General features: G+C 72.3%; 22 protein-coding genes and 2 riboswitches. Of the genes, 6 read left to right on the plus strand and 16 right to left on the minus strand.

Annotation, left to right across the window (positions count from 1 at the left end):
• Positions 1-3: 3 nt before the first annotated feature.
• The 4 genes from AW271_RS41270 to AW271_RS26110 form a co-directional block, all read right to left on the minus strand.
• Positions 4-507 carry a hypothetical protein gene (locus AW271_RS41270; protein WP_063818120.1) on the minus strand — a complete coding sequence of 168 codons (504 nt, stop codon included), beginning with the start codon at positions 505-507 and terminating at the stop codon, positions 4-6.
• Between the two features lie 121 nt (positions 508-628).
• Positions 629-1,420 (minus strand): proteasome subunit alpha, encoded by a 792-nt coding sequence (prcA, locus tag AW271_RS26100; protein WP_062340244.1) that lies wholly within the window; start codon positions 1,418-1,420, stop codon positions 629-631.
• A gap of 21 nt (positions 1,421-1,441) precedes the next feature.
• Positions 1,442-2,257: a proteasome subunit beta gene (gene prcB, locus AW271_RS26105; RefSeq protein WP_062340245.1), complete on the minus strand. Its 816-nt coding sequence runs from the start codon at positions 2,255-2,257 to the stop codon at positions 1,442-1,444.
• Positions 2,258-2,467: 210 nt separating this feature from the next.
• Positions 2,468-2,677, minus strand: coding sequence for a ubiquitin-like protein Pup (locus AW271_RS26110; RefSeq protein ID WP_062340246.1), 210 nt, complete (start codon positions 2,675-2,677; stop codon positions 2,468-2,470).
• Positions 2,678-3,013: 336 nt separating this feature from the next.
• Between AW271_RS26110 and AW271_RS42510 the strand changes: the two genes are divergently transcribed.
• Entirely contained in the window at positions 3,014-3,247 is a 234-nt protein-coding gene (locus AW271_RS42510) for a hypothetical protein (protein WP_245653199.1), read from the plus strand.
• An 80-nt stretch (positions 3,248-3,327) separates the two neighbouring features.
• Positions 3,328-4,293: a serine/threonine-protein kinase gene (locus tag AW271_RS26120; protein WP_245653200.1), complete on the plus strand. Its 966-nt coding sequence runs from the start codon at positions 3,328-3,330 to the stop codon at positions 4,291-4,293.
• Here AW271_RS26120 and cobN read toward each other — a convergent pair.
• Complete coding sequence (cobN, locus tag AW271_RS26125; RefSeq protein ID WP_062340249.1) at positions 4,283-7,882, minus strand: cobaltochelatase subunit CobN; 3,600 nt, start codon at positions 7,880-7,882, stop codon at positions 4,283-4,285. The two genes, AW271_RS26120 and cobN, sit on opposite strands and share 11 nt — an antisense overlap.
• 33 nt (positions 7,883-7,915) lie before the next feature.
• Positions 7,916-8,081: riboswitch (cobalamin riboswitch) on the minus strand.
• Positions 8,082-8,130: 49 nt separating this feature from the next.
• On the opposite strand from cobN, the gene AW271_RS26130 reads away from it, so the two are divergent.
• From AW271_RS26130 to AW271_RS26145, 4 genes are read left to right on the plus strand one after another with little or no spacing between them, the layout of a single operon-like run.
• The gene (locus AW271_RS26130; RefSeq protein WP_062340250.1) at positions 8,131-9,132 is read left to right on the plus strand and encodes a ferredoxin-like domain-containing protein; all 1,002 of its coding nucleotides are present in this window, start codon (positions 8,131-8,133) and stop codon (positions 9,130-9,132) included.
• Positions 9,129-9,746, plus strand: a complete 618-nt coding sequence (locus AW271_RS26135) for a precorrin-8X methylmutase (protein WP_062340251.1) — start codon at positions 9,129-9,131, stop codon at positions 9,744-9,746. Before AW271_RS26130 ends, AW271_RS26135 begins: the two co-directional genes overlap by 4 nt.
• Positions 9,746-11,230 carry a precorrin-2 C(20)-methyltransferase gene (locus AW271_RS26140; protein WP_062340252.1) on the plus strand — a complete coding sequence of 495 codons (1,485 nt, stop codon included), beginning with the start codon at positions 9,746-9,748 and terminating at the stop codon, positions 11,228-11,230. Before AW271_RS26135 ends, AW271_RS26140 begins: the two co-directional genes overlap by 1 nt.
• Positions 11,227-11,949 (plus strand): cobalt-precorrin-6A reductase, encoded by a 723-nt coding sequence (locus AW271_RS26145; protein ID WP_062340253.1) that lies wholly within the window; start codon positions 11,227-11,229, stop codon positions 11,947-11,949. Before AW271_RS26140 ends, AW271_RS26145 begins: the two co-directional genes overlap by 4 nt.
• A 3-nt stretch (positions 11,950-11,952) precedes the next feature.
• Here AW271_RS26145 and cobM read toward each other — a convergent pair whose 3' ends face one another.
• The 11 genes from cobM to AW271_RS26200 all read right to left on the minus strand — a co-directional run bounded on the left by cobM (position 11,953) and on the right by AW271_RS26200 (position 22,685).
• Positions 11,953-12,690 (minus strand): precorrin-4 C(11)-methyltransferase, encoded by a 738-nt coding sequence (gene cobM / locus AW271_RS26150; protein ID WP_062340254.1) that lies wholly within the window; start codon positions 12,688-12,690, stop codon positions 11,953-11,955.
• On the minus strand, positions 12,687-13,847 hold the full coding sequence (locus AW271_RS26155) for a bifunctional cobalt-precorrin-7 (C(5))-methyltransferase/cobalt-precorrin-6B (C(15))-methyltransferase (RefSeq protein ID WP_062340255.1): 1,161 nt from the start codon (positions 13,845-13,847) through the stop codon (positions 12,687-12,689). Before AW271_RS26155 ends, cobM begins: the two co-directional genes overlap by 4 nt.
• Positions 13,840-14,208 carry a PPOX class F420-dependent oxidoreductase gene (locus AW271_RS26160; protein WP_062340256.1) on the minus strand — a complete coding sequence of 123 codons (369 nt, stop codon included), beginning with the start codon at positions 14,206-14,208 and terminating at the stop codon, positions 13,840-13,842. Before AW271_RS26160 ends, AW271_RS26155 begins: the two co-directional genes overlap by 8 nt.
• Entirely contained in the window at positions 14,205-15,506 is a 1,302-nt protein-coding gene (locus AW271_RS26165) for a cobyrinic acid a,c-diamide synthase CobB (protein ID WP_062340257.1), read from the minus strand. Before AW271_RS26165 ends, AW271_RS26160 begins: the two co-directional genes overlap by 4 nt.
• The gene (gene cobO, locus AW271_RS26170) at positions 15,500-16,090 is read right to left on the minus strand and encodes a cob(I)yrinic acid a,c-diamide adenosyltransferase (protein ID WP_062340258.1); all 591 of its coding nucleotides are present in this window, start codon (positions 16,088-16,090) and stop codon (positions 15,500-15,502) included. The genes AW271_RS26165 and cobO overlap by 7 nt, the downstream gene beginning before the upstream one ends.
• Before the next feature lies 1 nt (position 16,091).
• On the minus strand, positions 16,092-18,116 hold the full coding sequence (locus tag AW271_RS26175; RefSeq protein WP_062340430.1) for a VWA domain-containing protein: 2,025 nt from the start codon (positions 18,114-18,116) through the stop codon (positions 16,092-16,094).
• A gap of 43 nt (positions 18,117-18,159) precedes the next feature.
• The gene (locus tag AW271_RS26180) at positions 18,160-18,711 is read right to left on the minus strand and encodes a histidine phosphatase family protein (protein WP_062340259.1); all 552 of its coding nucleotides are present in this window, start codon (positions 18,709-18,711) and stop codon (positions 18,160-18,162) included.
• 2 nt (positions 18,712-18,713) lie between these two features.
• Complete coding sequence (locus AW271_RS26185) at positions 18,714-19,394, minus strand: CbtA family protein (RefSeq protein ID WP_062340260.1); 681 nt, start codon at positions 19,392-19,394, stop codon at positions 18,714-18,716.
• Positions 19,394-19,576, minus strand: a complete 183-nt coding sequence (locus AW271_RS26190) for a CbtB domain-containing protein (protein WP_062340431.1) — start codon at positions 19,574-19,576, stop codon at positions 19,394-19,396. Before AW271_RS26190 ends, AW271_RS26185 begins: the two co-directional genes overlap by 1 nt.
• Positions 19,577-19,590: 14 nt before the next feature.
• A riboswitch (adenosylcobalamin (AdoCbl) riboswitch) is annotated at positions 19,591-19,733 on the minus strand.
• A gap of 279 nt (positions 19,734-20,012) precedes the next feature.
• Positions 20,013-21,530 carry a depupylase/deamidase Dop gene (gene dop, locus AW271_RS26195; RefSeq protein WP_083977237.1) on the minus strand — a complete coding sequence of 506 codons (1,518 nt, stop codon included), beginning with the start codon at positions 21,528-21,530 and terminating at the stop codon, positions 20,013-20,015.
• Positions 21,531-21,605: 75 nt separating this feature from the next.
• Complete coding sequence (locus tag AW271_RS26200; RefSeq protein WP_245653201.1) at positions 21,606-22,685, minus strand: acyltransferase family protein; 1,080 nt, start codon at positions 22,683-22,685, stop codon at positions 21,606-21,608.
• Positions 22,686-23,544 lie beyond the last annotated feature (859 nt).

A 23,544-nucleotide genomic window follows, 5' to 3' on the forward strand; every position in this document is an offset into this window, starting at 1 on the left:
CACTCACCCAGCAGTCTGGCCGCAGGCCGGTGATGCGGCGAGCCCCTCGGGACCATGACCCGCCCCGGGCTCTGCGGGGCCGTGACCTGCTTCCGGCTCCGCGTGGTCGCGGCCTGCTTCGGGCTCTGCGGTGCCGTGAGCTGCTTCGGTCTTCGCGTGGTCGTTACCTGATTCGGCGAGGAGGCGGCGCAGGCGGCGGACTTCGGCTATCAGCTGGGGCACGTGCTGCCGGGCCTCGGCGATGAACCGGGCGTTCTCGTCCCAGCGTCCGTCGGCGACGTCGGCGTAGCGCGGCTGCTGGATGAGGGTGGCGGCCACGATCTCGTGGTGGCCGAACTCGGGCCGGCGTTCACCGCGCCCGGTGTCGGGGGTGGTGCTGACCGCGACCAGGGACATGGCCCAATCATCGTGGAGCAGGCGCACATGCCAGGGCCCGGGGGTCGAGGCCTCGACCAGTTCCTCGATCGCGGCGAGCTCCTCGTCGGTCATCGGGCCGGCCGCTTCCACGGGAGTGAGCTCCTCGTCTCTCTTCTCCGCCGTCTTACCGAGGGCAGCGGGTTCCGGGCGGAAAATGGGGCCGCCCCGCCGGTGTCGGCGGGGCGGCCCCATCGAGGCGTGTTCCGTTGGGCTAGAGCGGTGGTTCGGAGCCCGTGTCGATGTCGCCCTCGGGGGCCGTGGGCGGGGGCTTCGGGCCGCCTTCGGCCGCCGGGGCGGCGGGCGTCTCGGGGGCGGCGGGCGTGGCGGGGGTGAGGAGGCGCTCCAGGCGGGGGCCGCTGAGGCGCAGGAACTTGCGGTGTTCGCGGTTGCGGTCGAGGACGGCGACCTCGAGCTGGGCGGCCGAGGGGCGTTCGCCGCCCGGTTCGGTCAGCGCGCTCAGGGCGGCGTCGAGGGCCTCCGCCAGGGGCAGGCCCGGACGGTAGCGCTCCTTCAGGCGGGTCGCGACCGTGTCGGACTGGCCGCCGATGACGGCCATGCCCTGCTCGTCGAAGACCGAGCCGTCGAAGGTGAGGCGGTAGATCTGGTCTTGGTCGGAGGTCTCGCCGACCTCGGCGACGACGATCTCGACCTCGAGGGCCTTGATCGAGTCGGTGAAGATCATGCCGAGCTGGCTGGCGTAGACGTTGGCCAGCGCGCGGGCGGTGACGTCGTTGCGGTTGTAGTTGTAGCCGTTGACGTCGGCGTAGCGGATGCCGGCCTGGCGGAGGGTCTCGAACTCGTTGTAGCGGCCGACGGCGGCGAAGCCGATGCGGTCGTAGATCTCGCTGATCTTGTGCAGCGCCTTGGACGGGTTCGGGGCCACCAGCAGGATGCCGTCGGCGTACTGGACCACGACCACGCTGCGGCCTCGGGCGATGCCCTTCCGCGCGTATTCCGCGCGGTCGCGCATGATCTGCTCAGGCGACGCGTAAGGGAACGGCATGGACACCTGTGGGGTTCCTTTCTAGCGCAGCGGAGCGGTCGGCCCGTCGGGATCGATCATCCGGCCGGCCAGGAGCGTCTCGACGGCGGCGGTGACCTCCTCGTCGGGGAGACGGCGGAAGCCCTCGTCGGTGATGACCGCCACGACCGGCCAGATCTTGCGGGTCACGTCGGGACCGCCCGTCGCCGAGTCGTCGTCGGCGGCGTCGTAGAGCGCCTGCAGGACGGTCAGCACGGCCTCGTCGGGCGCGGCGTTCTCGCGGTAGAGCTTCTTCAGCGAGCCGCGCGCGAAGATCGAACCGGAGCCGATCGAGTGGTAGAGCTGGTGTTCGTAGGGGCCGCCGCCGACGTCGTAGCCGAAGATGCGGCCGCCGCCGATCCGCTCGTCGTACGCCGCGAAGATCGGGACGACGACCAGGCCCTGCATGGCGGCGCCGAGGTTGCCGCGCACCATGGTGGCCAGGCGGTTGGCCTTGCCCTCGGTCGACAACGAGCGGCCCTCGAGCTTCTCGTAGTGCTCGAGCTCGACCTGGTAGAGGCGGGCCATCTCGATGCCGGTCGAGGCGGTGCCGGCGATGCCCATGCAGGAGTACTCGTCGGTCCGGAAGACCTTCTCCATGTCCCGGTTGGAGATCATGTTGCCCGAGGTGGCGCGCCGGTCGCCGGCCATCACCACGCCGCCGGCGCAGGTGATCGCCACGATCGTGGTCGCGTGGGGGATCTGCTCGCCGACGGGGGCGGGCAGCGCGTCGCGGTTGCCCGGGAGCATGTCCGGGGCGTAGCCACGCAGGAACTCCGTGAAGGACGAGGAACCCGTATTGGTGAAGAGGTTGTTCATCCAGGCCTGCTGAGATGCCACGCGACTCCCTCCTAGGTCGTGTTGTTTACGCCGACCCTACTCATGTGACAGCGCTGGTTGCACTCTTCCCGATCAGCTGACCGCGAACCGGGTTCATGATCGGTAATTTTCGGCGGAAACGACTCGTCGCGGCCGGCGGAGGGTTCCGCGACCGCGACGAGGGACGTGGCGAGGTGGGCGTTGGCCCCTTTACTCGCCGCCCTTCTGCACGTAGGACCGGACGAACTCCTCGGCGTTCTCCTCGAGGACCTCGTCGATCTCGTCGAGGATCGAGTCGACGTCGTCGCTGAGCTTCTCGTGGCGCTCCTGGACGTCGCTTCCCGACTGCTCCTCGACCTGCTCGGTCTCGGTCTCCTGCCGGCCTGTCTGCTTCTGCCCGCCGCTGTCCCTGCTCGCCATCGGTGATACCTCCACTCGGGGGACGTGTCTGCTTCATATCTTCCCCGAACCGACCGACAACTCGCCTGAATCGCCATGCGATCTTCAAACGGGTTGACCGGATAGCCGGACTATCCAATAATCATCAGACAGTGCCGCTATCCAATCGAAACGGGGTGCGCTCGAATGTCTCCCTCCACCCTTACCACCGCCGGGATCCTCCTGATCACCGTGCCCGGCGTCGCCTTCGGTGGGGCCAGTCTGCTCGCTCACATACTCGGACGTATACCCGGATATCTAGACAATCCAGTCAGACGGGGACTGTGGCGTGCCGGACACGCCCACGCGGGGGTGCTCGTGCTCTTCTCGCTGGTCGCCCTGATCTACCTCGACCAGGCCGCTCTCTCCCCCGGATTCCGCTCGCTGGCGCAGTGGCTCATCGTGGCCGCGCCGATCCTGATGCCGCTGGGGTTCTTCCTGTCGGTCGTACGGCCGGGCGACACGCGCCCCAACCGGCTGATCTGGCTCACCGGGCTGGGCGGGGTCTCGCTGGCCGCGGGTACGATCATCCTGGGAATCGGGTTGCTCTAGATCTCCCGGATAGGGAGCGAAACCGCCGTCGGCCCACCAGAATATAGAGCGCATGGGGAGCTCGGATTCGGGTCGGACAGGTGGGGTTGGTTCAGATCGGTAAGCACACGGCGCAGGCTCACCATGGGAGCTCCACGTCGGGCACGCCCGGTCCGCCGACGAGACCCGAGCGCACCAAACAGCGCCTGCTGGGGGCCCGCTACCAGCTCACCATCCCGATCCGCCGCGACGGCTCGGGCATCATGTGGCAGGCCCACGACCTGCTGCTGAAGCGCGACGTCGCGATCAAGGAAGTCCAGCCGCCCTACCGCACCGACCGGCCCGACATGGAGCTGGCCCGGCGCAAGGCGCTCAACGAGGCCCGGTCGGCGGCCCGGCTCAGCCATCCGGCCATCATCACGGTCCACGACCTGCTGGAGGAGAACGGCCGCCTCTACATCGTGACCGAATTCCTCGAAGGGCTGACCCTCAAACAGACCATCGAGCACCTGGGCTCGCTGCCGGTCCACTGGTCGGCGTGGATCGGCTACCAGCTCCTGGCCGGCGTCCGGCACGCCCACGACGCCGGGGTCGTCCACGGCGACATCAAGCCGGCCAACGTGCTGCTGACCGGCGACCGGGTGGTGCTGACCGACTTCGGCATCGCCGCGCTCGAACACGAGGCGGCGGCGCCGACGACCGTCCCGGTCACCCGTACGGTCGACTTCATCGCGCCCGAGCGGATGAGCGGCGGCCCGGCCACCCCGGCGGCCGACCTGTGGTCGCTGGGCGCGACGATCTACACCGCCGTCGAGGGGCGGCCGCCCTTCCTCGGCACGGCCATGTCGGTGCTCGGCCTGGCCACCACCCGCGACCCCGATCCGCCCTCGAAGGCGGGCGCGCTGGTGCCGGTCCTCGACGGGCTGCTGCGCCGGCAGGCCCGCGACCGGCTGCCCGGCCGGGACGTGTCGTTGCTGCTGGCGGGCCTGTTACACCGTGAGGGCATCGCGGCGGCGACGCCGGGGCGGCGGGCCGACTACCTGCCGCCCGACGCCTTTACGATGTAGATTCCAAGTCGCCCTCGGTGTCCAGGAACGCCTGCTGGAGGGCGGCCATGATCTCGGGGTCGGGCTCGGCCCACATGCCGCGCCCGGCCGCCTCGAGCAGCCGTTCGGCGATGCCGTGCAGGGCCCAGGGGTTCGACTCACTGAGGAACTTGCGGTTCTCCTCGTCCAGGACGTAGGTGGCGGCGATCTTGTCGTACATCCAGTCGGCGACCACGCCCGTGGTGGCGTCGTAGCCGAACAGGTAGTCGACGGTGGCGGCCAGCTCGAAGGCGCCCTTGTAGCCGTGGCGGCGCATGGCGGCCAGCCAGCGCGGGTTGACCACCCGGGCGCGGAAGATGCGGCTGGTCTCCTCGGTGAGGCTGCGGGTGCGCACCGCGTCGGGGCGGGTCGAGTCGCCGATGTAGGCCTTCGGGTCGCGGCCGGTGAGGGCGCGGACGGTGGCGATCATGCCGCCGTGGTACTGGAAGTAGTCGTCGGAGTCGGCGATGTCGTGCTCGCGGGTGTCGACGTTCTTGGCCGCGATGTTGATGCGCTTGTACGCCGCCTCCATCGCCTCCCGCGCCGGCGCCCCGTCGACCCCCCGGCCGTAGGCGAAGCCGCCCCACACGGCGTAGACCTCGGCGAGGTCGCGGTCGTCGCGCCAGTTCCGGCTGTCGATCAGCGGCAGCAGCCCGGCCCCGTACGCCCCGGGGGCCGAGCCGAAGATGCGCAGCGTCGACCCGTCGGCCTCGACGTGCTCGCGCACGTAGTTGCCCTCCTCCTCGACCCCGGCGACGAGCTTGACCGCGTCGTCCATCAGGGCCACCACGTGGGGGAAGGCGTCGCGGAAGAAGCCGCTGATGCGGACGGTGACGTCCACCCGGGGGCGGCCCAGTTCGGCGGCGGGCACCAGCTCCAGGCCGGTGACGCGGCGGGAGGCGTCGTCCCAGACCGGGCGCACGCCCAGCAGGGCGAGGACCTCGGCGACGTCGTCGCCCGAGGTGCGCATGGCGCTGGTGCCCCAGATCGACAGGCCGACCGAGCGGGGCCACTCCCCCGTGTCGGCCCGGTAGCGCTCGACGAGCGACTCGGCCATGGCCTGGCCGGTCTCCCACGCCAGGCGGCTCGGCACCGCCTTGGGGTCGACGGAGTAGAAGTTGCGGCCGGTCGGCAGCACGTTCACCAGGCCGCGCAGCGGCGAGCCACTCGGGCCGGCGGGAACGTAGCCGCCGTCGAGGGCGTGCAGGACGTTGGTGATCTCGTCGGCGGTGCCGTCGAGGCGGGGCACGATCTCGGTGGCGGCGAACCGCAGGATCTCGCCGACCGCCCCTTCCTCGGTCACCGCGGCGGGGTCCCAGCCGGCCGCCTCCATGGCCGCGACCAGCTCGCGGGCCCGCGCCTCCACCTCGTCCACGTCGGCGCGGGCGTCGCCGTGCTCGGTCAGGCCCAGGGCCTCGCGCAGGCCCGGGAGCGCCTGGTCGCCGGCCCACATCTGGCGGGCGCGCAGGATCGCCAGCACCAGGTCGACGCGGGCCTCGCCGGTGGGGGCCTGGCCCAGGACGTGCAGGCCGTCGCGGATCTGGACGTCCTTGACCTCGCAGAGCCAGCCGTCGACGTGCAGCAGGAAGTCGTCGAACTCGGCGTCGTGGGGCCGGTCGTCGAGGCCGAGGTCGTGGTCGAGGCGGGCGGCCTGGATGAGCGTCCAGATCTGGGCGCGGATCGCGGGCAGCTTGGCCGGGTCCATGGCCGCGATGGAGGCGTGCTCGTCGAGGAGCTGCTCCAGGCGGGCCATGTCGCCGTAGGTGTCGGCGCGGGCCATCGGCGGCACCAGGTGGTCGACCAGGGTGGCGTGGGCGCGCCGTTTGGCCTGGGTGCCCTCGCCCGGGTCGTTCACCAGGAACGGGTAGATCAGCGGCAGGTCGCCGAGGGCGGCGTCGGGGCCGCAGGCGGCCGACAGGCCGGCCGACTTGCCGGGGAGCCATTCGAGGTTGCCGTGTTTGCCGACGTGCACGACGGCGTCGTACCGGGACGAGAGCCAGTGGTAGGCGGCCAGGAAGTGGTGGCTCGGCGGCAGGTCGGGGTCGTGGTAGATGGCGATGGGGTTCTCCCCGAAGCCGCGCGGCGGCTGGACCATGACGACCAGGTTGCCGTCCTGGAGGGCGGCCAGCACGATGTCGTCGCCGTCGACGAACAGGTCGCCGGGGGCCGGGCCCCAGTGGTGTTCCATCGCCTCGCGCAGGTCGGCGGGGAGGGTGTCGAAGTGGGCGCGGTAGTCGTCCTTGTGGATGCGGACCGGGTTCCCGGCGAGCTGCTCGTCGGTGAGCCAGTCGGGGTCCTGGCCGCCGGCCGCGATCAGGGCGTGGATGAGGGCGTCGCCGTCCTGGGCGGCCACGCCGGGGAAGTCGCCGACGGCGTAGCCGGCCTCGCCCATGGCCTTCAGCAGCCTGACCACGCTGCGCGGGGTGTCGAGCCCGACGGCGTTGCCGATGCGGGAGTGTTTGGTCGGGTAGGCCGACAACATGATCGCCACGCGGCGCTCGGCGACGGGGATGTGGCGCAGCCGGGCGTGCCGGACGGCGATCCCGGCCACGCGGGCGGCGCGTTCGGGGTCGGCGGCGTAGACGGTGAGCCCGTCGGGGTCGATCTCCTTGAACGAGAACGGGACCGTGATGATGCGGCCGTCGAACTCGGGGATGGCGATCTGGGAGGCGGCGTCGAGCGGGGACAAGCCGTCGTCGGCGTCCTCCCAGGTGGCCCGGTCGGTGGTGAGGCAGAGCCCCTGGAGGATCGGGATGTCGAGGTCGGCGAGCGCGCCGACGTCCCACGCCTCGTCCTCGCCGCCCGCCTGCGCGGTGGCGGGCCGGGTGCCGCCGGCGGCCAGGACGGTCACGATCAGGGCGTCGCACTGCCGCAGGGCGTCGATCAGGCCGGGCTCGGCGGTGCGCAGGGAGGCGCAGTAGACGGGGAGCGGGCGGCCGCCCTTGGCCACGATGGCGTCGGACAACGTCCGGATGAAGGCGGTGTTGCCGGCGACGTGGTGGGCGCGGTAGTAGAGGATCCCGACCACCGGCGTCGCATGTCCCGAAATTTCCGGACTGCGCGGAGCGCTGTCCGGATGGCCCTCGCCCGCCCCGCCGGCGCGCACGGTTTCGGGCGACTCGGGCGGTGTCTGCGTGGTCATGGCCCCTCCCACCCCTTCGCCGAGGCCCCACGATGGGAGCGCCGCCGGGGGCGCGAAGCCGTTGCCCGTCAGGAGCAGGGTGTCGCTGAGGAAGTTGTGCAGTTCGGCCAGGTTCGCCGGGCCGCCGTGGGCGAGATAGGCGTGCGCTTCGGCGCACACCCCGCCGGGCACGGTCGACAGTTCCATGAGTTCGGCGTCGGGGGCCTGCTCGCCGCCCAGCACGACCACGGGCTTTCCGCCGGCCAGGAGGGCGTCCAGGCCCTCTTCGTAGGCCCGCCGGCCGCCCAGGAGGCGGACCACGACCACGTCGGCGTCGTCGAGTAACGCGGCCGGGTCGGGGGTCCGGGAGGGGTTCGCCAGGCGGTAGGGGGCCCCGCTCGCGCGGGCGCTCAACAGGTCGGTGTCCGACGTGGACAGCAGAACGATCATGGCGAAGCCCTCCCTCGGGGTCCGCGCCCCGGGTCGTTTGTCCAGGTGACGGCCGAGTCTCCTGGCTCCCGGATCAGGGCTCACCCCGGCCTTCCCTGTGACAGTGGCCGTTGGTGGGGTTCGCTCCCCGGTGACAGTGGCGGGACCGCGCCGGATTCACACCGGCTTCCTCGTTTGTGCCGTCGCCCGATGAGACTACGGGACTCCCCCGGCTTGCAAGACCCACGGTGGGCTTTAACATCCTCGACGTGGCCATTACCGGACAATCCTCGCGCGACGCCTGCCCCGGCGCGTTGCAGGTCCACCCCGCCGCCGACGGGCCGCTGGCCCGGGTCCGGCTGCCCGGGGGCGACCTGACGGGGGCCCAGCTGGGCGTGCTCGCGGCCGCCGGTGACGGGGTGCTGGAGCTGACGTCGCGGGCGAACGTCCAGGTCAGAGGGGTCAGGGATCCGGCCGGGTTCGCGGCGGCGGTCGCCGCGGCCGGGCTGCTGCCCTCTCCGTCGCACGAGCGGGTGCGCAACGTCCTCGCCTCGCCGCTGGACGGTTCGGCCGCGTTCCGCGGGGTGGTGCGGGCGCTCGACGAGGCGATCTGCGCCGCGCCGGAGCTGGCCGGGCTCTCGGGCCGGTTCCTGTTCGCGGTCGACGACGGTTCGGGCGACGTGGCGGGCCTCGGCGCCGACGTGCTGCTGATGTCCCGCGGCGACCGCTTCGCCGTCGTCGCGGGAAACACCGACCTCCGGTTACGGCTCCCGCCCGCCGAGGCGGTCCACGAAGCGGTCAAAGTGGCACAGAACTTCCTGCGGGTCTCCGACGGCGCGTGGCGCATCCCCGAAGGCGCGTTCGAGGGCGTCCCGGCCGACCTGCCCAAGCCCCGGACCAGCGGTTACGTCGGCGACTTCGGCGAGACGACCGGCGCGCTGGTCCCCCTCGGCCGGTTGACCACGCGGCAGGCGGCGGTCCTGGCCGAGGCCGCGTGGTTGCGCGTCACCCCGTGGCGCACCGTCCTGGTCCCGAAGGGCACGCGGCTGCCCGACGGCCTGGTCACCGACCCCGGCGACCCGTGGTCGCACGTCAGCGCCTGCACCGGAAGCCCGGGCTGCGCGAAGTCGCTGAGCGACGTCCAGGCGGACGCCCACCCGATCGGCCCGCCCGTCCACTGGTCCGGCTGCGCTCGACGGTGCGGCCGGCCCCGGGGCGAGGTCGTGGACCTGATCGCCACCCCTTCCGGCTACCAGCGGAGTACGACGTGACCTACATCAGGGACGGCGCGGAGATCTACCGCCAGTCCTTCGCCACCATCCGCGCCGAGGCCGACCTGTCGGCGCTGCCGCCCGACGTGGCGCGGGTCGCGGTCCGCATGATCCACGCCTGCGGCATGGTCGACCTGCCGAGCGACCTGGCCTGGTCGGACGGGGTCGTCGCGGCGGCCAGGAAGGCCCTCGACGCGGGCGCGCCGATCCTCTGCGACGCGAACATGGTCGCGGCGGGGGTCACCCGCCGGAGGTTGCCGGCCGGAAACGAGGTGATCTGCACCCTCGCCGACCCGCGTGTCCCGGCGCTGGCGGCCGAGCTCGGCACCACCCGCAGCGCGGCGGCCCTGGAGTTGTGGCGCGAGCGGCTCGGCGGCGCGGTGGTCGCGGTCGGCAACGCGCCGACGGCCCTGTTCCGGCTGCTGGAGATGGTGGCCGAGGGCGCGCCCGCCCCGGCGGCGGTGGTCGGCATCCCCGTGGGCTTCATCGGCGCGGCCGAGTCGAAGGACGCGCTGGCCGCGTCCGACCTGGAGTTTCTGGTGGTACGCGGCCGCCGAGGCGGCAGCGCGATGACGGCGGCGGCCCTGAACGCCCTCGCCAGTGACGAGGAATGATGACCGGAACGCTCTATGGCGTGGGCCTCGGCCCCGGCGACCCCGAACTGGTGACCGTGAAGGCGGCCCGGCTGCTCGGCGAGGCGGGGGTGATCGCCTACCACAGCGCCCGGCACGGCCGCAGCATCGCCCGCTCGGTCGCCGCCCCCTACCTGCGCGAGGGCCAGATCGAGGAGGCCCTGGTCTACCCGGTGACGACGGAGACGACCGACCACCCGGGCGGCTACCAGGGCGCCCTCGACGAGTTCTACGCCTCCTGCGCCGCCCGCCTGGCCGCCCACCTCGACGCGGGCCGCGACGTGGTGGTGTTGTGCGAGGGCGACCCGCTCTTCTACGGCTCGTACATGCACCTGCACAAGCGCCTGGCGACCCACTACCCGACCGAGGTCGTGCCGGGCGTCACCTCGATCAGCGGCGCGGCGGCGGCGCTGGGCCGCCCCCTGGTCGAACGCGACGAGACGCTGACCGTGTTGCCCGGCACCCTCCCGGCCGAGGAGCTGGCCGCGCGGATCGGCGCGGGCCCGGTCGCGATCATGAAGCTGGGCCGGACGTTCACCAAGGTCCGCGCCGCCCTGGAGGAGGCCGGCCGCCTCGACGACGCCTGGTACGTCGAACGCGCCACCACCGCCGCCCAGCGCCTCGCCCCGCTGCGCGACGTCGACCCCGACTCGGTGCCCTACTTCTCCCTGGCGCTGCTGCCCTCCCCCGTCGGCGCCCCGCTCCCGCTGCCCGAGCACCCGCGCCACGACGGCCCCGGCGAGGTGGCCGTGGTCGGCCTCGGCCCCGCCGGACGCCCCTGGCTGACCCCCGAGGCCCAGGACGCCCTGGCCACCGCCGACGAACTGGTCGGCTACGGCCCCTACCTCGACCGCGTGCCGCCGAACCCGCGCCAGAAGCGGCACGCCACCGACAACCGGGTCGAGGCCGAACGCGCCGAGCACGCCCTGTCGCTGGCGTTGGCCGGATCGCGGGTCGCGGTGGTGTCGTCGGGCGACCCGGGCGTGTTCGCGATGGCCTCGGCCGTGCTGGAGGCGGCCACCCAGGAGCGGTTCGCGGGCGTGCCGGTCAGGGTGGTGCCGGGGCTGACGGCCGCCCACGCGGTGGCCGCCCAGGTCGGCGCGCCGCTCGGCCACGACTACTGCGTGATCTCGCTGTCCGACCAGCTGAAGCCGTGGGACGTGGTCGCCCGGCGGATCACCGCCGCGGCCGAGTCCGACCTGGTGCTGGCGATCTACAATCCGGCGTCCAAGACCCGGACCTGGCAGGTCGGGGTGGCCCGCGACCTGCTGCTCGAACACCGCCCGGCGCACACGCCGGTCGTCGTCGGGCGCGCGGTGGGCACCCCGCAGGAGACAATCGTGGTGACGACCCTCGGCGACCTCGACCCGGCGGAGGTGGACATGCGCTGCCTGCTGATCATCGGTTCCTCGACCACCCGCGTGGCCGGCGGCGTGGTGTTCACCCCGCGCCGCTATCCGGCATGAAACGCGTCTTCATCCTCGGGGGCACCGCCGAGGCCCGTGAGCTGGCGGCCCGGCTGCATCCGGAGAACGTCGTGGTGACCTCGCTGGCGGGCCGGGTCAGGTCGCCCCGCCTGCCGGTGGGCGCGGTCGTGATCGGGGGGTTCGGCGGCTCGCTCGGGCTGGCCCGCTGGCTCTGGGAGCACCCGGTCGACGTGGTCGTCGACGCGACCCACCCGTTCGCCGCGAAGATGTCCGAGGCGGCGGCCGAGGCGGCGGGCATGACGGGCATCCCGCTGCTCGGGCTGCGGCGGCCGGGCTGGACCCAGGAGCCCGGCGACGACTGGCGGTGGGTCTCCTCGCTGGAGGAGGCGGCCCGCTCGCTGCCCGGGAAGCGGGTGTTCCTGACCACCGGGCGGCGCAGCCTGCCCGTCTTCGACCGGGTTCCCGGGGTGTGGTTCCTGGCGCGGTCGGTCGATCCGCCCGACGAGCCGGTGTCGATGGAGGTCGTTCTGTCGCGGGGGCCGTACACGCTCGAAGGCGAGCTGGCCCTGATGCGCGAGCACCGGATCGACACCCTGGTGAGCAAGGACAGCGGCGGCGAGCTGACCCGCGCCAAACTGCGGGCCGCCCGCGAGCTGGGCGTGCCGGTCGTGATGGTGCGCCGCCCGCCGGTCCCGGCCGAGGTCCCCCACGTGGAGACGGTGGCCGAGGCGGTCGCCTGGGTGCACGCCGCCGAATGACTCTCAGCGGGCGCGGGCGACCGAGTAGAGGTGGCTGTCGGGGAACTGCGCTGCGGTCAGGACCTGGCCGACGATGATGACCGCCGTCCGCTTGATGCCCGCCGCCTGCACCTTCTCCGGGATGTCGCCCAACGTCCCCCTGATGATGACTTCATCCGCGCGGGAGGCGTAGGCGACCACGGCCACCGGGCAGTCCCGCCCATGGGTCTCGGCGAGCTCGGCGGTCACCGCCTTGATGCGCTGCACCGCCAGGTGCAGGACCATCGTCGCCCCCGATCGGCCCAGCGTGGTCAGGTCCTCTCCCTCGGGCATCGGGGTGGCGCGTTCGGAGGTGCGGGTGAGGATGATCGTCTGGGCCACCCCGGGGACCGTGAGCTCGCGTCTGAGCGACGCCGCGGCGGCGGCGAAGGCGGGGACACCCGGGACCACCTCGTAGGGCACACCGGCCGCGTCGAGCCGCCGCATCTGCTCGGCCATCGCGCTGAAGACCGACGGGTCGCCCGAGTGCAGCCGGGCCACGTCGAGGCCGCGCTCGTGGGCGCTGATCATCTCGGCGAGGATCTGGTCGAGGTTCAGGTTGGCAGTGTCGACGATCCGCGCGCCCTCGGGGCAGCGGGCCAGGAGTTCGGCGGGGACGAGCGAGCCGGCGTACAGGCAGACCGGCGACGTCTCGATCACCCGCTGCCCGCGCACGGTGATGAGGTCGGCCGCGCCCGGGCCGGCGCCGACGAAGCGGATCACGTGAGGTCCTTTCTCGCTGACCAGATCGTCACGGGCATGGCGGGCCGCCAGCCGGTGAAGCCGCCGACCGGCGCGGCGCGGCTGACCGACAGGCGGGTGAGGTCGCCGCCGTGCGCGCGGTGCCACGCCGCCAGCACCGCCTCCGACTCCACGGTCACGGCCGTGGCCACCAGTCGGCCGCCCGGCCGCAGCGCCCGCCAGCACGTCTCGGGCACGCCCTCGGCGGTGAGTCCGCCGCCGACGAAGACGGCGTCGGGCGGGTCGAGCCCTGCGAGGGCCTGCGGGGCCGCTCCGGTGACGACCCGCAGGCCCGGTACGCCCAGCCTCGCGGCGTTCCCCGCGATGCGGGCCGCCCTGACCGGGTCGCGTTCGACGCTCACCGCGCGGCACGAGCGGTCGGCGCGCATCCACTCGATCGCGATGCTGCCCGCGCCGCCGCCGATGTCCCAGAGCAGGCCGTTCGGCTGGAGGAAGGCCAGCACGACGGCTCTGACCTCGCGTTTGGTCAGCTGGCCGTCGTGGTCGTAGGCGTCGTCGGGCAGGCCGGGCACGATCGGCAGCGGGTCGGCCGAGCGGCACTCCACCGCCACCACGTTCAGCGGGTCGACGTCGTCGCGCAGCGGGCCGATCCGCTCCCCCGGCCCGCCCAGTTGTTCGAGCACGGTGAGCGCGCCCGGGTCGTACCCCCCGGCTTCGAGGGCCCTGGCCACGGCGGCGGGAGAGCCGCTCCCCTCGCTCAGCACGATGAAGCGGCGGCCGGGCGCGAAGACCGCGGCGAGCGGGCGGCCGACCATGCTGACGACCGTCACCGACTCGACGGGCCAGCCCAGCCGCGCGCACGCCAGCGACACCGACGACGGATGCGGGATCACCCGCACCCCGGGCACGCCCAGCCGGGCGATGGTCGCGCCGATGCCGTGGTGCATGGGGTCGCCGCTGGCCAGCACGCAGACGCGCCGGCCGCTGTCGAGCAGCTCCCGCAACGCCGGGAGCAGCGGGGACGGCCACGGCAGCAGCTCCCCCGGCACCTCGGGCAGCAGCGCCAGCTGGCGCGCCGACCCGGCGACGACCTCCGCCTTCACGACGGCCTCGCGGGCGGACTCGCCCAGGCCCGGCCAGCCGTCGGCCCCGATGCCGACGACCACCACGTCAGTCACGCCGCACGTTCCCCAGTTCCCGAGTGATCTTGATCTCGATGACGACCCGCAGCGGGTTGGGCTTCGGCTCGCGGTAGCGGGCCGTGTAGAGCCGCACCGCCAGCGCGACCGCCTCGGGGTCGTCGTTGATGGTCGCGACGCCCTCCAGGGTCGACCAGCGCGCGCCGTCGACCTGGCAGACCGCCACGCGGTTGCCGCCGTTGCGGACGTTGCGCACCTTCTGCGAGGTCGAATAGGTGATGACCCGGGCGATGTCGCCGTCGAGGGTCACCCCGACGGGCACCACGTGGGGCGTGCCGTCGGCCCGCAGGGTCGTGAGCGTGCACAGGTGCCGCTCGGTCCAGAACTCCTCGAAGCTCATCCGCACTCCTTGACGAAACGGGTCGCTGCCTCTGGCGTGCCCGCCCAGTGAAGGTGCAGGTAGGACGCCAGGATCCGCCCGGCAGCGTACCCGTCGGCGCCGCCGCGCCAGCGATAGACCCGCTCACCGGGGAGATCGGTGACGGTCCGGTGGAACTCGTGCCCCCGGACCCGCTCCCCGGTCCGGCCGATCACGGTGTCGGCGGTGACGACGGCGTCGCGGTAGCCGAGGGTGAGCCGGGGCGACATGTGCGACTTCGCGTCGATCAGGCCGACCATGGGGTGGCCGTCGAGCTCCCTGGCCAGGTAGAGCAGCCCGCCGCACTCGGCCAGGATCGGGCCGCCGAACGCGGCGATCTCCCGCTTGAGCGGCTCGTTGGCGGCCAGGTCGTGGACGTGCATCTCGGGGAAGCCGCCGGGGAGGATCAGGCCCCTCGTGCCCTCGGGCAGCCGTTCGTCGCGCAGCGGGTCGAAGGAGACGACCTCCGCGCCGGCCGCCTCCAGCAGTTCGGCCTGCTCGGCGTAGCCGAAGGTGAACGCGGGCCCGCCAGCGACGGCGACCCGGGTGCGCGGGGCGGGGATCTCGCCGGGCGTCCAGGGGTCGGCGGCCAGCGGCGGGGCGGTGTGGGCCAGGGCGACCAGGGCCGTCAGGTCGCAACTCGCGGTGACCAGGTCGCCCAGGCGGGCCACGGCCTCCAGGGCCTCGCGGCGGCGTTCGGCGACCGGGATCAGGCCGAGGTGGCGCGAGGGGGTCTCGACGCCGGGCGTGCGGCGGACGACGCCGAGGACCGGCACGCCGCTGTGGTCGAGCGCGGCCCGGCACACCTCCTCGTGGCGGTCGGAGCCCACCCGGTTGAGGATGACGCCGCCGATGCGCACCCGCGTGTCGAACCCGGCGAAGCCGTGCACCAGCGCCGCGACCGACTGCCCCTGCCCGGTGGCGTCCACGACCAGGACCACCGGGGCGTCGATCAGCCGGGCCACGTGGGCGGTGGAGGCGTAGCCGTCCGGCAGGCCGTCGAACAGGCCCATGACGCCCTCGACGATCGCGACGTCGGCGTCCCGCGCGCCGTGCAGGAACAGCGGCGCGACCAGGTCCTCGCTCGTCAGGAACGGGTCGAGGTTGCGGCCGGGGCGGCCGGTCGCCAGGGCGTGGTAGCCCGGGTCGATGTAGTCGGGCCCCGCCTTGTGCGGCGAGACGGCCAGGCCGGCCCGGACCAGGGCGGCCATCAGGCCGGTCGCGATCGTCGTCTTGCCCGCTCCCGACGACGGCGCCGCGATGACCAGCCGGGCTACCATTCGATGCCCCTCTGGCCCTTCTGCCCGGCGTCCATGGGATGCCGGACCTTGGTCATCTCGGTGACGAGGTCGGCGAAGGCGACCAGGTCGGGGTGGGCGTCGCGGCCGGTGATGACGACGTGCTGCGATCCCGGCCGGTCACGGAGGGTCGCGATGACGTCCTCGACGGGGATCCACCCCCATTTGATGGGGTACGTGAACTCGTCGAGCACCAGCATCCGGTACGTCTCGGCGGCGAGATCCCGCTTGATCTGCGCCCAGCCCTCACGGGCGTTGGCGGCGTGGTCGTCGTCGGACTTGCGGATCCACGACCAGCCGTCGCCCATCTTGTGCCAGGCGACCGGCGGCCCGATCTCGCCCAGCGCCGTCAGCGCGGCCTCCTCGCCCACCCGCCACTTGGCCGACTTGACGAACTGGAACACCCCGATCGGCCACCCCTGGTTCCAGGCCCGCAGCGCCAGGCCGAACGCGGCCGTCGACTTGCCCTTGCCCGGCCCGGTGTGCACGATGACCAGCGGCCGGGCCCGGCGCTGGCGGGTGGTGAGACCGTCGTTCGGCACGTTCTCCGGCTGACCCTGCGGCATCTCACGCGGCTTTCATGACGTGGGCGACATCGGACAGATCCACGACCGGCGCCGTCAACCGGACCGCCAGCCGCGCGGCCAGCCCCAGGCGGACCGGCCCCGACTCGCAGTCGACGACGACGCAGGCCGTGTCCTTGAGCAGCGCGGCGGCGCGGTCGGCGTCGCCGGAGGTGGCCCGGCCGTCGGTGACGACGACCACGAGCGGCCGCCGGGCCGGGTCCCTGAGCCGCTCGACCGCCAGCACCTCGGCGGCCTTGACGAGCCCGGCGGCGATGGGGGTGCGACCGCCCGTCTTCAGCAGGCGCATCCGCGCCGCGCCCGCCTCGACCGAGGAGGTCGGCGGGAGCACGAGTTCGGCGGAGTCCCCCCGGAAGGTGATCATGCCGATCTTGTCACGGCGCTGGTAGGCGTCCAGCAGCAGGCTCAGGACGGCGGTCTTGACCTCGCCCATGCGCTTGCGCGCGCCCATGGAACCGCTGGCGTCCACGACGAACAGGACGAGGTTGCCCTCCCTGCCTTCCCGGACCGCCTCTCTCAGGTCGGCGACCTTGACGGGGCCCTGCCGCCAGCCTCGGTGGGCGGCGGCGCGGAGGGTGGCCATCAGGTGGATCTGGGTGACCTTGGCCGTGGGGGTGCGGGAGCCGACGGTGCGGCCCTTCGCCGACCGGCCACGGGAACGACGGCCGGGGGCGCCGCCGCCGACGCCGGGGACGGAGAAGAGGCGGGCCTTGTAGGGAGCCCCGGCCACCTGGAACTGCTCGGCCGGGGTCTGTGCGCTTTGGCCGTGGGCTGACTGATTTTGTTCTGACTGGTCAGCGTCTGGGCGGCTCTGCTCCGACTGGTTGGAGTCCGAGTGGCTGGGGTCCGACTGGCGCGAGTCCGACTTGTCGTGATTCGAGTTGTTTTGGTTGGCTCGGCGTCGGTCCGGCTGCTCGTTCGATTCGGCCTGGTCGGTCTCGTTCTGTCCTGGCTCCTCAGACTGGGCGTCGGAATCGTGTTGTGGCTGCCGATCGTCGTCCGGGCCGTGGGGCGGGTCGGTGTCGTCGTCGGGGTCGTCCGGGAACTGGTCGAGCAGTTCGTCGAGTTTGTTCTCGTCGAGGCCGGGCGCGTCGAAAGGATCGCGCCGTCGGCGGTGGGGCAGGGCGAGGCGGGCCGCCTCGCGCACGTCCCGCGTGGTGACCCTGTCCCGGCCGGCCCAGGCCGCGTGGGCGACCGCCGCGTGGGCGGTGACCAGGTCGGCGCGCATGCCGTCGACCTCGAAGCCCGCGCACACGGTCGCGATCTGCTTGAGGGCGGCGTCGGGCAGACGTACCGACTCCACCCGGGTGCGCGCCTCGGCGATGCGCGCCGCGAGCTCGCCCTCCCGGGCGGCCCAGTCGGCGGCGAAGGCGTCGGGGTCGCGCTCGTAGGCCATCCGGCGGCGGATCACCTCGGCCCGCTCCCCCGGATCGCGCGAGGCCCGGACCTCGACCGTCAGCCCGAACCGGTCGAGCAGCTGCGGGCGCAGTTCGCCCTCTTCGGGGTTCATCGTCCCGGCCAGCAGGAAGCGTGCCGCGTGCCGCACCGACACGCCCTCACGCTCGACGTAGCAGGTGCCGAGCGCGGCGGCGTCAAGTAGCAGGTCGACCAAGTGGTCGTGCAGCAGGTTGACCTCGTCGACGTAGAGCACACCGCGGTGCGCGGCGGCCAGCAGCCCCGGCTCGAAGGCGGCGACCCCGTGCGCGAGGGCCTTCTCCAGGTCGAGCGACCCGGCGAGCCGATCCTCCGACGCGCCGACGGGCAACTCGACGAGCCGGGCCCGGCGCGTCTCTCTCCCGCCGTCGTGGGGTCCGTCCGGGCACTGGCTGTACGGCGCCGCGGGATCACAGGCGAACCGGCACCCCGGCACGACGTCGACGGCGGGGAGCAGCTCGGCCAGCGCCCGCACGATCGTCGACTTCGCCGTGCCCTTCTCCCCGCGCACGAGCACCCCACCCACCCGTGGCGACACGGCGTTGAGGATGAGCGCCAGTTTGAGGTCGTCCATCCCGACAACCGCGCTGAACGGATAGGTCACTCCCGACTTCCTTTCACTGCAACCGCAGATTCCACCGGCCGCCCGTCCCGGTGAGCGAGGCCCGCCCGAGCGGCGGCACGTCGACCCGCCGATAGTCCGCTCCCGTTGCCACGCAGACGGCGGCCCGCACGACGGCCGGATGCGTGACGGCGAACACCGATCCTCCGTCGAGCCCCTCAAGCCAGCCTTTTGTCCGGGCGAGGAGCTCATCGACCGACTCACCACCGTGCGGCGCGGCGGCGAGATCCCCGACCCACGCGGCCAGTTGTCCGGGCGCGATCTCGGCCAGCCGCCGCCCCGTCCAGGCCCCCATGTCGAGATCCCGCAACGCGGCCACGACCTCGGCGCCCGGAAGCAGGTCACACCGGGCCTCCGGCCCCCGCACGATCCGAGCGCCGGTGGGCGGCCCGAACGACACGGGCTCCGCCGGTTCGTCCACGAGAGGAAAGGCCCCGTCACGCTGGCTCGCGGTGAGCGGATGCGCCGTCAACGTCACCCGCACCGCCTTGACGACGCCGGCCGGGCGGGACCGGCGGCCGGTCGCGTGACCGCCGTCCCCGCTCAAGGTCAGACCCGCACCCGCTGCCGCGCCGACAGCAGCGCGAACACCGAGCCGAGCACGCCCCAGAGCACGGCCTGCAGCCCCAGCGACGACACCCGGAAGTTCCAGAGCAACACCGCCGGGAACTCCGGCGGCACCTCCTGCACGCCCGGCAGCACCGCGTAGGCGACCCCGACGATCACCAGGAACGCCGGGACGGCCGCCACCCACCCGAACCGCCGGTGGATCACCGCCGCGGCACCGAGGGCGAGCAGCCCGATGGCGAGCATCACCAGGTAGAGCACGGTCCGCTGCCCGATGGTGTCCGGGTCGCCGACGGCCGGCGGGTTGCCCGGATACTTGAGGAACGGGACGAGCACGACGGCCAGGAACCCCCCGGCCGCCAGCGTGACGGCCAGCGCCTGCTCGTTCGCCGGCCCGAAGCGCCCCCTCACGAAGGCGTAGGCGAGCGCGAACAGCCCGCCGATGACGAGCCCGTAAAGGGTGGTGGCGAGGAACAGCCCGAAGGCCTGCCCGCCGCGGCTGACCAGTTCGTCGGCGTGCGAGTGCCCCGCCCCGGCGGCGGCCTCCTCGATCGCGATGGCCTGGTCGATGAAGGGCTCCCCGACGAGGAACCCGAAGAGTCCCGCGAGCAGCCCGGCGACGGCTCCGGCGCCGAGGCCCCGGAGGAAGAAGTCTTTGATCATCAGTGGCAGGGAACGCCGAGCAGATGACGACCGTCGTGCATGAGCTCGTGCAGGAAGTCACCGGCCGAGGCGAGCACCCCCGCCGAGTCCATCGTCACCAGATAGGCGACGATCAACAGTACGGGCACCGCCGCCGACCACGGCAGCAGGGTGCGAACGGGAATGACTGGGGAGCTGGACATCTGGCTCACGCCACGATCCTCCTCCGGGATTGCGCGTCCCTGTCGTAGATCAACGTGGCGGGTGGTGACCTGACTCTCCATCGACGATGGATCACAGTGGCGCGACCGTACCGGACTCTCACCGGTTTCCCTCACGCCGCCACAATTCCCGGCGAACGTACCCCGATATGCCAAAAACCGTCAAGACGACACGATCCCGACCCCTTTACAAAGTAGATCAACGGGCTGCCGGTGAGACACCCAGGCCAAGCCTGGTCAAGCACAGCCCTCTACCTCAAGGCACCCCGGCGGTGCAGCCCGCCTCGCCCGCGCCACCCGGTCACTTCCGCACATCCACCGGACCCGACCGCGTACCCCGACCGAACGCGAAAGCCCGGAGCCAGACGGCTCCGGGCTTCGACGCGGTTGGTCGTGGCTCGGCCACGACACCCTCAGGTCACGAATCGCCCGTCAGGGCCGCGACCAGTTCGGCCGCCGTGCGGCAGCGGTCGAGGAGGTCGCCCACGTGGGCCTTGGTGCCGCGCAGCGGCTCCAGGGTCGGCACGCGCTGCAGGGACTCGCGGCCCGGGATGTCGAATATCACCGAATCCCACGACGCCGCCGCCACCGACTCGCTGTACTGCCGCAGACACCGGCCCCGGAAGTAGGCCCGGGTGTCGGTGGGCGGCGTTTCGATAGCACGCTCCACGTCGTCTTCCGTAACCAGGCGCTGCATGCGGCCCCGCTCGACCAGCCGGTTGTAGAGCCCGCGCTCGGGGCGGATGTCGGCGTACTGGAGGTCGACGAGCTGCAGCCGGGGGTGGGACCAGGGAAGCTTGTCGCGGGTGCGGTAGCCCTCGAGCAGTTCGAGCTTGGCCACCCAGTCGAGCTCCCGCGAGAGCTGCATCGGGTCTTCGGCGAGCCGGGTCAGCACCGACTCCCACCGGTTGAGCACGTCTTTGGTCATCTCGTCGGCGTTGGAGCCGTAGCGGTCCTCCACGTACTTGCGGGCCTGCTCCAGATATTCCATCTGCAGCTGGACGGCCGTCATCTTGCGGCCCGACCGCAGCGTCACGATGTGCTTGCACGACGGGTCGTGGGAGATGGCGCGCAGCGCGGCGACCGGCGACTCGACCGACAGGTCGACCGTGAGGAAGCCGTCTTCGATCATGGCGAGCACGAGCGAGGTGGTGCCGAGCTTCAGGTAGGTCGAGATCTCGGACATGTTCGCGTCGCCGATGATCACGTGGAGCCGGCGGTACTTCTCCGGGTCGGCGTGGGGCTCGTCGCGGGTGTTGATGATCGGGCGCTTGAGGGTCGTCTCGAGGCCGACCTCGACCTCGAAGAAGTCGGCCCGCTGCGAGATCTGGTAGCCGTCGCCGCGCGAGTCCTGCCCGATGCCGACCTTGCCCGCCCCCGCGAAGACCTGGCGGGAGACGAAGAACGGGGTCAGGTGGCGCACGATGTCGGCGAACGGGGTCGCCCGGCGCATCAGGTAGTTCTCGTGGCAGCCGTAGCTGGCGCCCTTGGAGTCGGTGTTGTTCTTGTAGAGCTGGATCGGCGCGTTGCCCGGCATGCCCGAAGCGCGCACCGCCGCGTCGTGCATGACCCGCTCGCCCGCCTTGTCCCAGATGACCGCGGCCCGGGGGTTGGTGCACTCGGGCGTGGAGTATTCGGGGTGGGCGTGGTCGACGTAGAGCCGGGCGCCGTTGGTGAGGATGACGTTGGCGAGGCCCAAATCTTCGTCGGTGAGCTGACTGGAGTCGGCCGCCTCACGGGCGAGGTCGAAACCCCGGGCGTCGCGGAGGGGGTTCTCCTCCTCGAAGTCCCACCGGGCGCGGCGGGCGCGCGCGGCCGAGGCCGCCAGGTATGCGTTGACGACCTGCGAGGAGGTCACCATCGCATTCGCACCTGGTTGACCGGGCACGGAAATTCCGTACTCGGTCTCGATGCCCATCACCCGCCGGACTGTCATGCGCACCCCATGGCCTGTCGTTCCGCCGTTTATATCCCGAGCCTAGCCCCTTCACTATGCCCGGCCACCAGACAGTTACGGCACCGATGCCTGGCGTTGTTCCACTGGGCTCCTGCCCATCAGACGGCGCAGCAACCGCTGACCTGGGCGATCAACAAGCCGGTATACAGCATACGACAGAAGAATCGATGCCAGCATCGTGCCCCCGGCGAGCACCCACGGATTTATAGATTCCCGGAATTCCGGGATAAGTACCGCCGAGACGTTCTGATGTACCAGGTAGAGGGGGTACGTCAGCGCCCCGACCGTCGTGAGCGCCCGCCACCGCACCCACCGCAACCACCCGAGGGCGACGGCCGCCATGAGCACGTAGATGACCGTGATCCAGGCGATGACGGCCGGCGGCGGCGCCGGGAAGTTCTTGATCCCCACGAGGTCGATGCGGCTCTGCATGCGCTCCAGGGCCGCGTACAGGGAACAGGCGTAGCCGACCAGGACGAACCCCCACCGGGTGACGGTGGAGCCCTCGCGGTGGATCAGGTAGAAGGCCATGCCGGCGATGAAGTAGGGCGCCTGCCGGGGCATGACGATCTCGGTGACGATGGGGTTCTGCAGCCACTCGGCGAAGATCGCGGCGGCCAGCCACACCCACATGAACCCCAGGGCCCGCCGCAGGTTCACGCCCATGATCACCACGATGGAGATCAGGAAGTAGAACTTCAGCTCCACCCAGAGCGACCAGAACACTCCCCCGGCCGGGATGACGCCGAACGCCTCCTGCAGCATCGTGAGGTTGATCGCGTAGCCGACCGTGTCGAGGTTGGGTTTGAAGTACTCGACGCTCGTGTACGTGTAGAGGACGTACAAAGCGATCACGGTGAACCAGTAGGCCGGATAGAGCCGCGCGAACCGGGACACGGCGAACCTGCGCAGGCTGTGCCCCCAGGCGCTCATCAGGATGACGAACCCGCTGATGAGGAAGAACAACTCGACCCCGAGGATACCGAGCGTCGCGAAGTACTTGACCGGCTCGAACAGCACCACCGGCGACTCGTCCCACAACGACCGAGAGGCCGCCATGTAGTGGAACGCCATGACCGCGAACGCGGCCAGGAACCGCAACAGGTCGAGTTCCACCAGCCGGGGTTGCCGCACGGGCGGAGCCAGCCCGGTCCGCGGCTCGGCCCCGGGCACCGCGGGCGGCGTCCCGCCCCGGCCCCGCCGGCCCCCACCCCGCCCGGCGGGCGCCTCCCGTTCGGGCGCCGCCACCGAAGAGTCCGCCCCTAACCCGAGCCACTGCCCGGTCACGGGCGCCTCCGCTCCCCCGGTCCAGGTGCCGGCCCCAGCCCGCGCTCCACCCTGATGCGGCGCAGACACGTCAGGTCCGTCCGGCCACGCAAAGCCACGCCCATCGGCATCAGCCCCGGCGGGCCACACCCGCGCATCCCCGGCCGCGGGCCCACCAGGCCAGGCCACACCCTGCGTCGACTGAGGCGCGCCCATCCCCGGAGAACCAGGCCCGGTCGGCCAGGCCACACCTTGTGGCTGCCGAGGCAGGTCCGACGCGGCGGCACCGGATCCCGCCGGCCAGGCCCCACCCTGTGTCCGCTGGGACGTGTCCGGCCCCGCAGAACCAGGCCCAGCTGGCCACGACAAGCCCTGCGTCCGCTCAGGCGTGTGCGTCCCCGCAGAACCAGGCCCGGCCGGCCAGGCCACCGGCGCATCCGGACCTGCTGAACCGGACCCAGCCGACCACGACAAGCCCTGCGTCCGCTCAGGCGTGTGCGTCCCCGCAGAATCGGCTCCAGGCCCGCCCGGCCAGGTCTGGCCCTGCGTCGGCTGCGGCGCATCCGGCCCGGTGGAAGCGGATCCGGGGTCACTCGGCCAGGCCGCACCCGGCTCCGGCGTGTTGGGGAAAGGCGGCTGCGAGCCGACAGGCCGCGCGTCAGGGGGGCCGTAGGCCCCGGGGGCGGGTGGTGGTTCGGGCGCGTGGGGCCAGACGCGGGCGTCGCCC

Source organism: Herbidospora sakaeratensis, assembly GCF_001570525.1.
Classification (GTDB): domain Bacteria; phylum Actinomycetota; class Actinomycetes; order Streptosporangiales; family Streptosporangiaceae; genus Herbidospora; species Herbidospora sakaeratensis.

What these genes read in the sequence shown, in the direction of transcription:
- prcA (WP_062340244.1), bottom strand. Translation starts at nt 1,420, where the DNA reads ATGCCGTTCCCTTACGCGTCGCCTGAGCAGATCATGCGCGACCGCGCG.
- prcB (WP_062340245.1), bottom strand. Translation starts at nt 2,257, where the DNA reads ATGAACAACCTCTTCACCAATACGGGTTCCTCGTCCTTCACGGAGTTC.
- AW271_RS26110 (WP_062340246.1), bottom strand. Translation starts at nt 2,677, where the DNA reads ATGGCGAGCAGGGACAGCGGCGGGCAGAAGCAGACAGGCCGGCAGGAG.
- cobN (WP_062340249.1), bottom strand. Translation starts at nt 7,882, where the DNA reads ATGATCGTTCTGCTGTCCACGTCGGACACCGACCTGTTGAGCGCCCGC.
- AW271_RS26140 (WP_062340252.1), top strand. Translation starts at nt 9,746, where the DNA reads ATGACCGGAACGCTCTATGGCGTGGGCCTCGGCCCCGGCGACCCCGAA.
- AW271_RS26145 (WP_062340253.1), top strand. Translation starts at nt 11,227, where the DNA reads ATGAAACGCGTCTTCATCCTCGGGGGCACCGCCGAGGCCCGTGAGCTG.
- AW271_RS26160 (WP_062340256.1), bottom strand. Translation starts at nt 14,208, where the DNA reads ATGAGCTTCGAGGAGTTCTGGACCGAGCGGCACCTGTGCACGCTCACG.
- AW271_RS26165 (WP_062340257.1), bottom strand. Translation starts at nt 15,506, where the DNA reads ATGGTAGCCCGGCTGGTCATCGCGGCGCCGTCGTCGGGAGCGGGCAAG.
- cobO (WP_062340258.1), bottom strand. Translation starts at nt 16,090, where the DNA reads ATGCCGCAGGGTCAGCCGGAGAACGTGCCGAACGACGGTCTCACCACC.
- AW271_RS26175 (WP_062340430.1), bottom strand. Translation starts at nt 18,116, where the DNA reads ATGGACGACCTCAAACTGGCGCTCATCCTCAACGCCGTGTCGCCACGG.
- AW271_RS26185 (WP_062340260.1), bottom strand. Translation starts at nt 19,394, where the DNA reads ATGATCAAAGACTTCTTCCTCCGGGGCCTCGGCGCCGGAGCCGTCGCC.
- AW271_RS26190 (WP_062340431.1), bottom strand. Translation starts at nt 19,576, where the DNA reads ATGTCCAGCTCCCCAGTCATTCCCGTTCGCACCCTGCTGCCGTGGTCG.
- dop (WP_083977237.1), bottom strand. Translation starts at nt 21,530, where the DNA reads ATGACAGTCCGGCGGGTGATGGGCATCGAGACCGAGTACGGAATTTCC.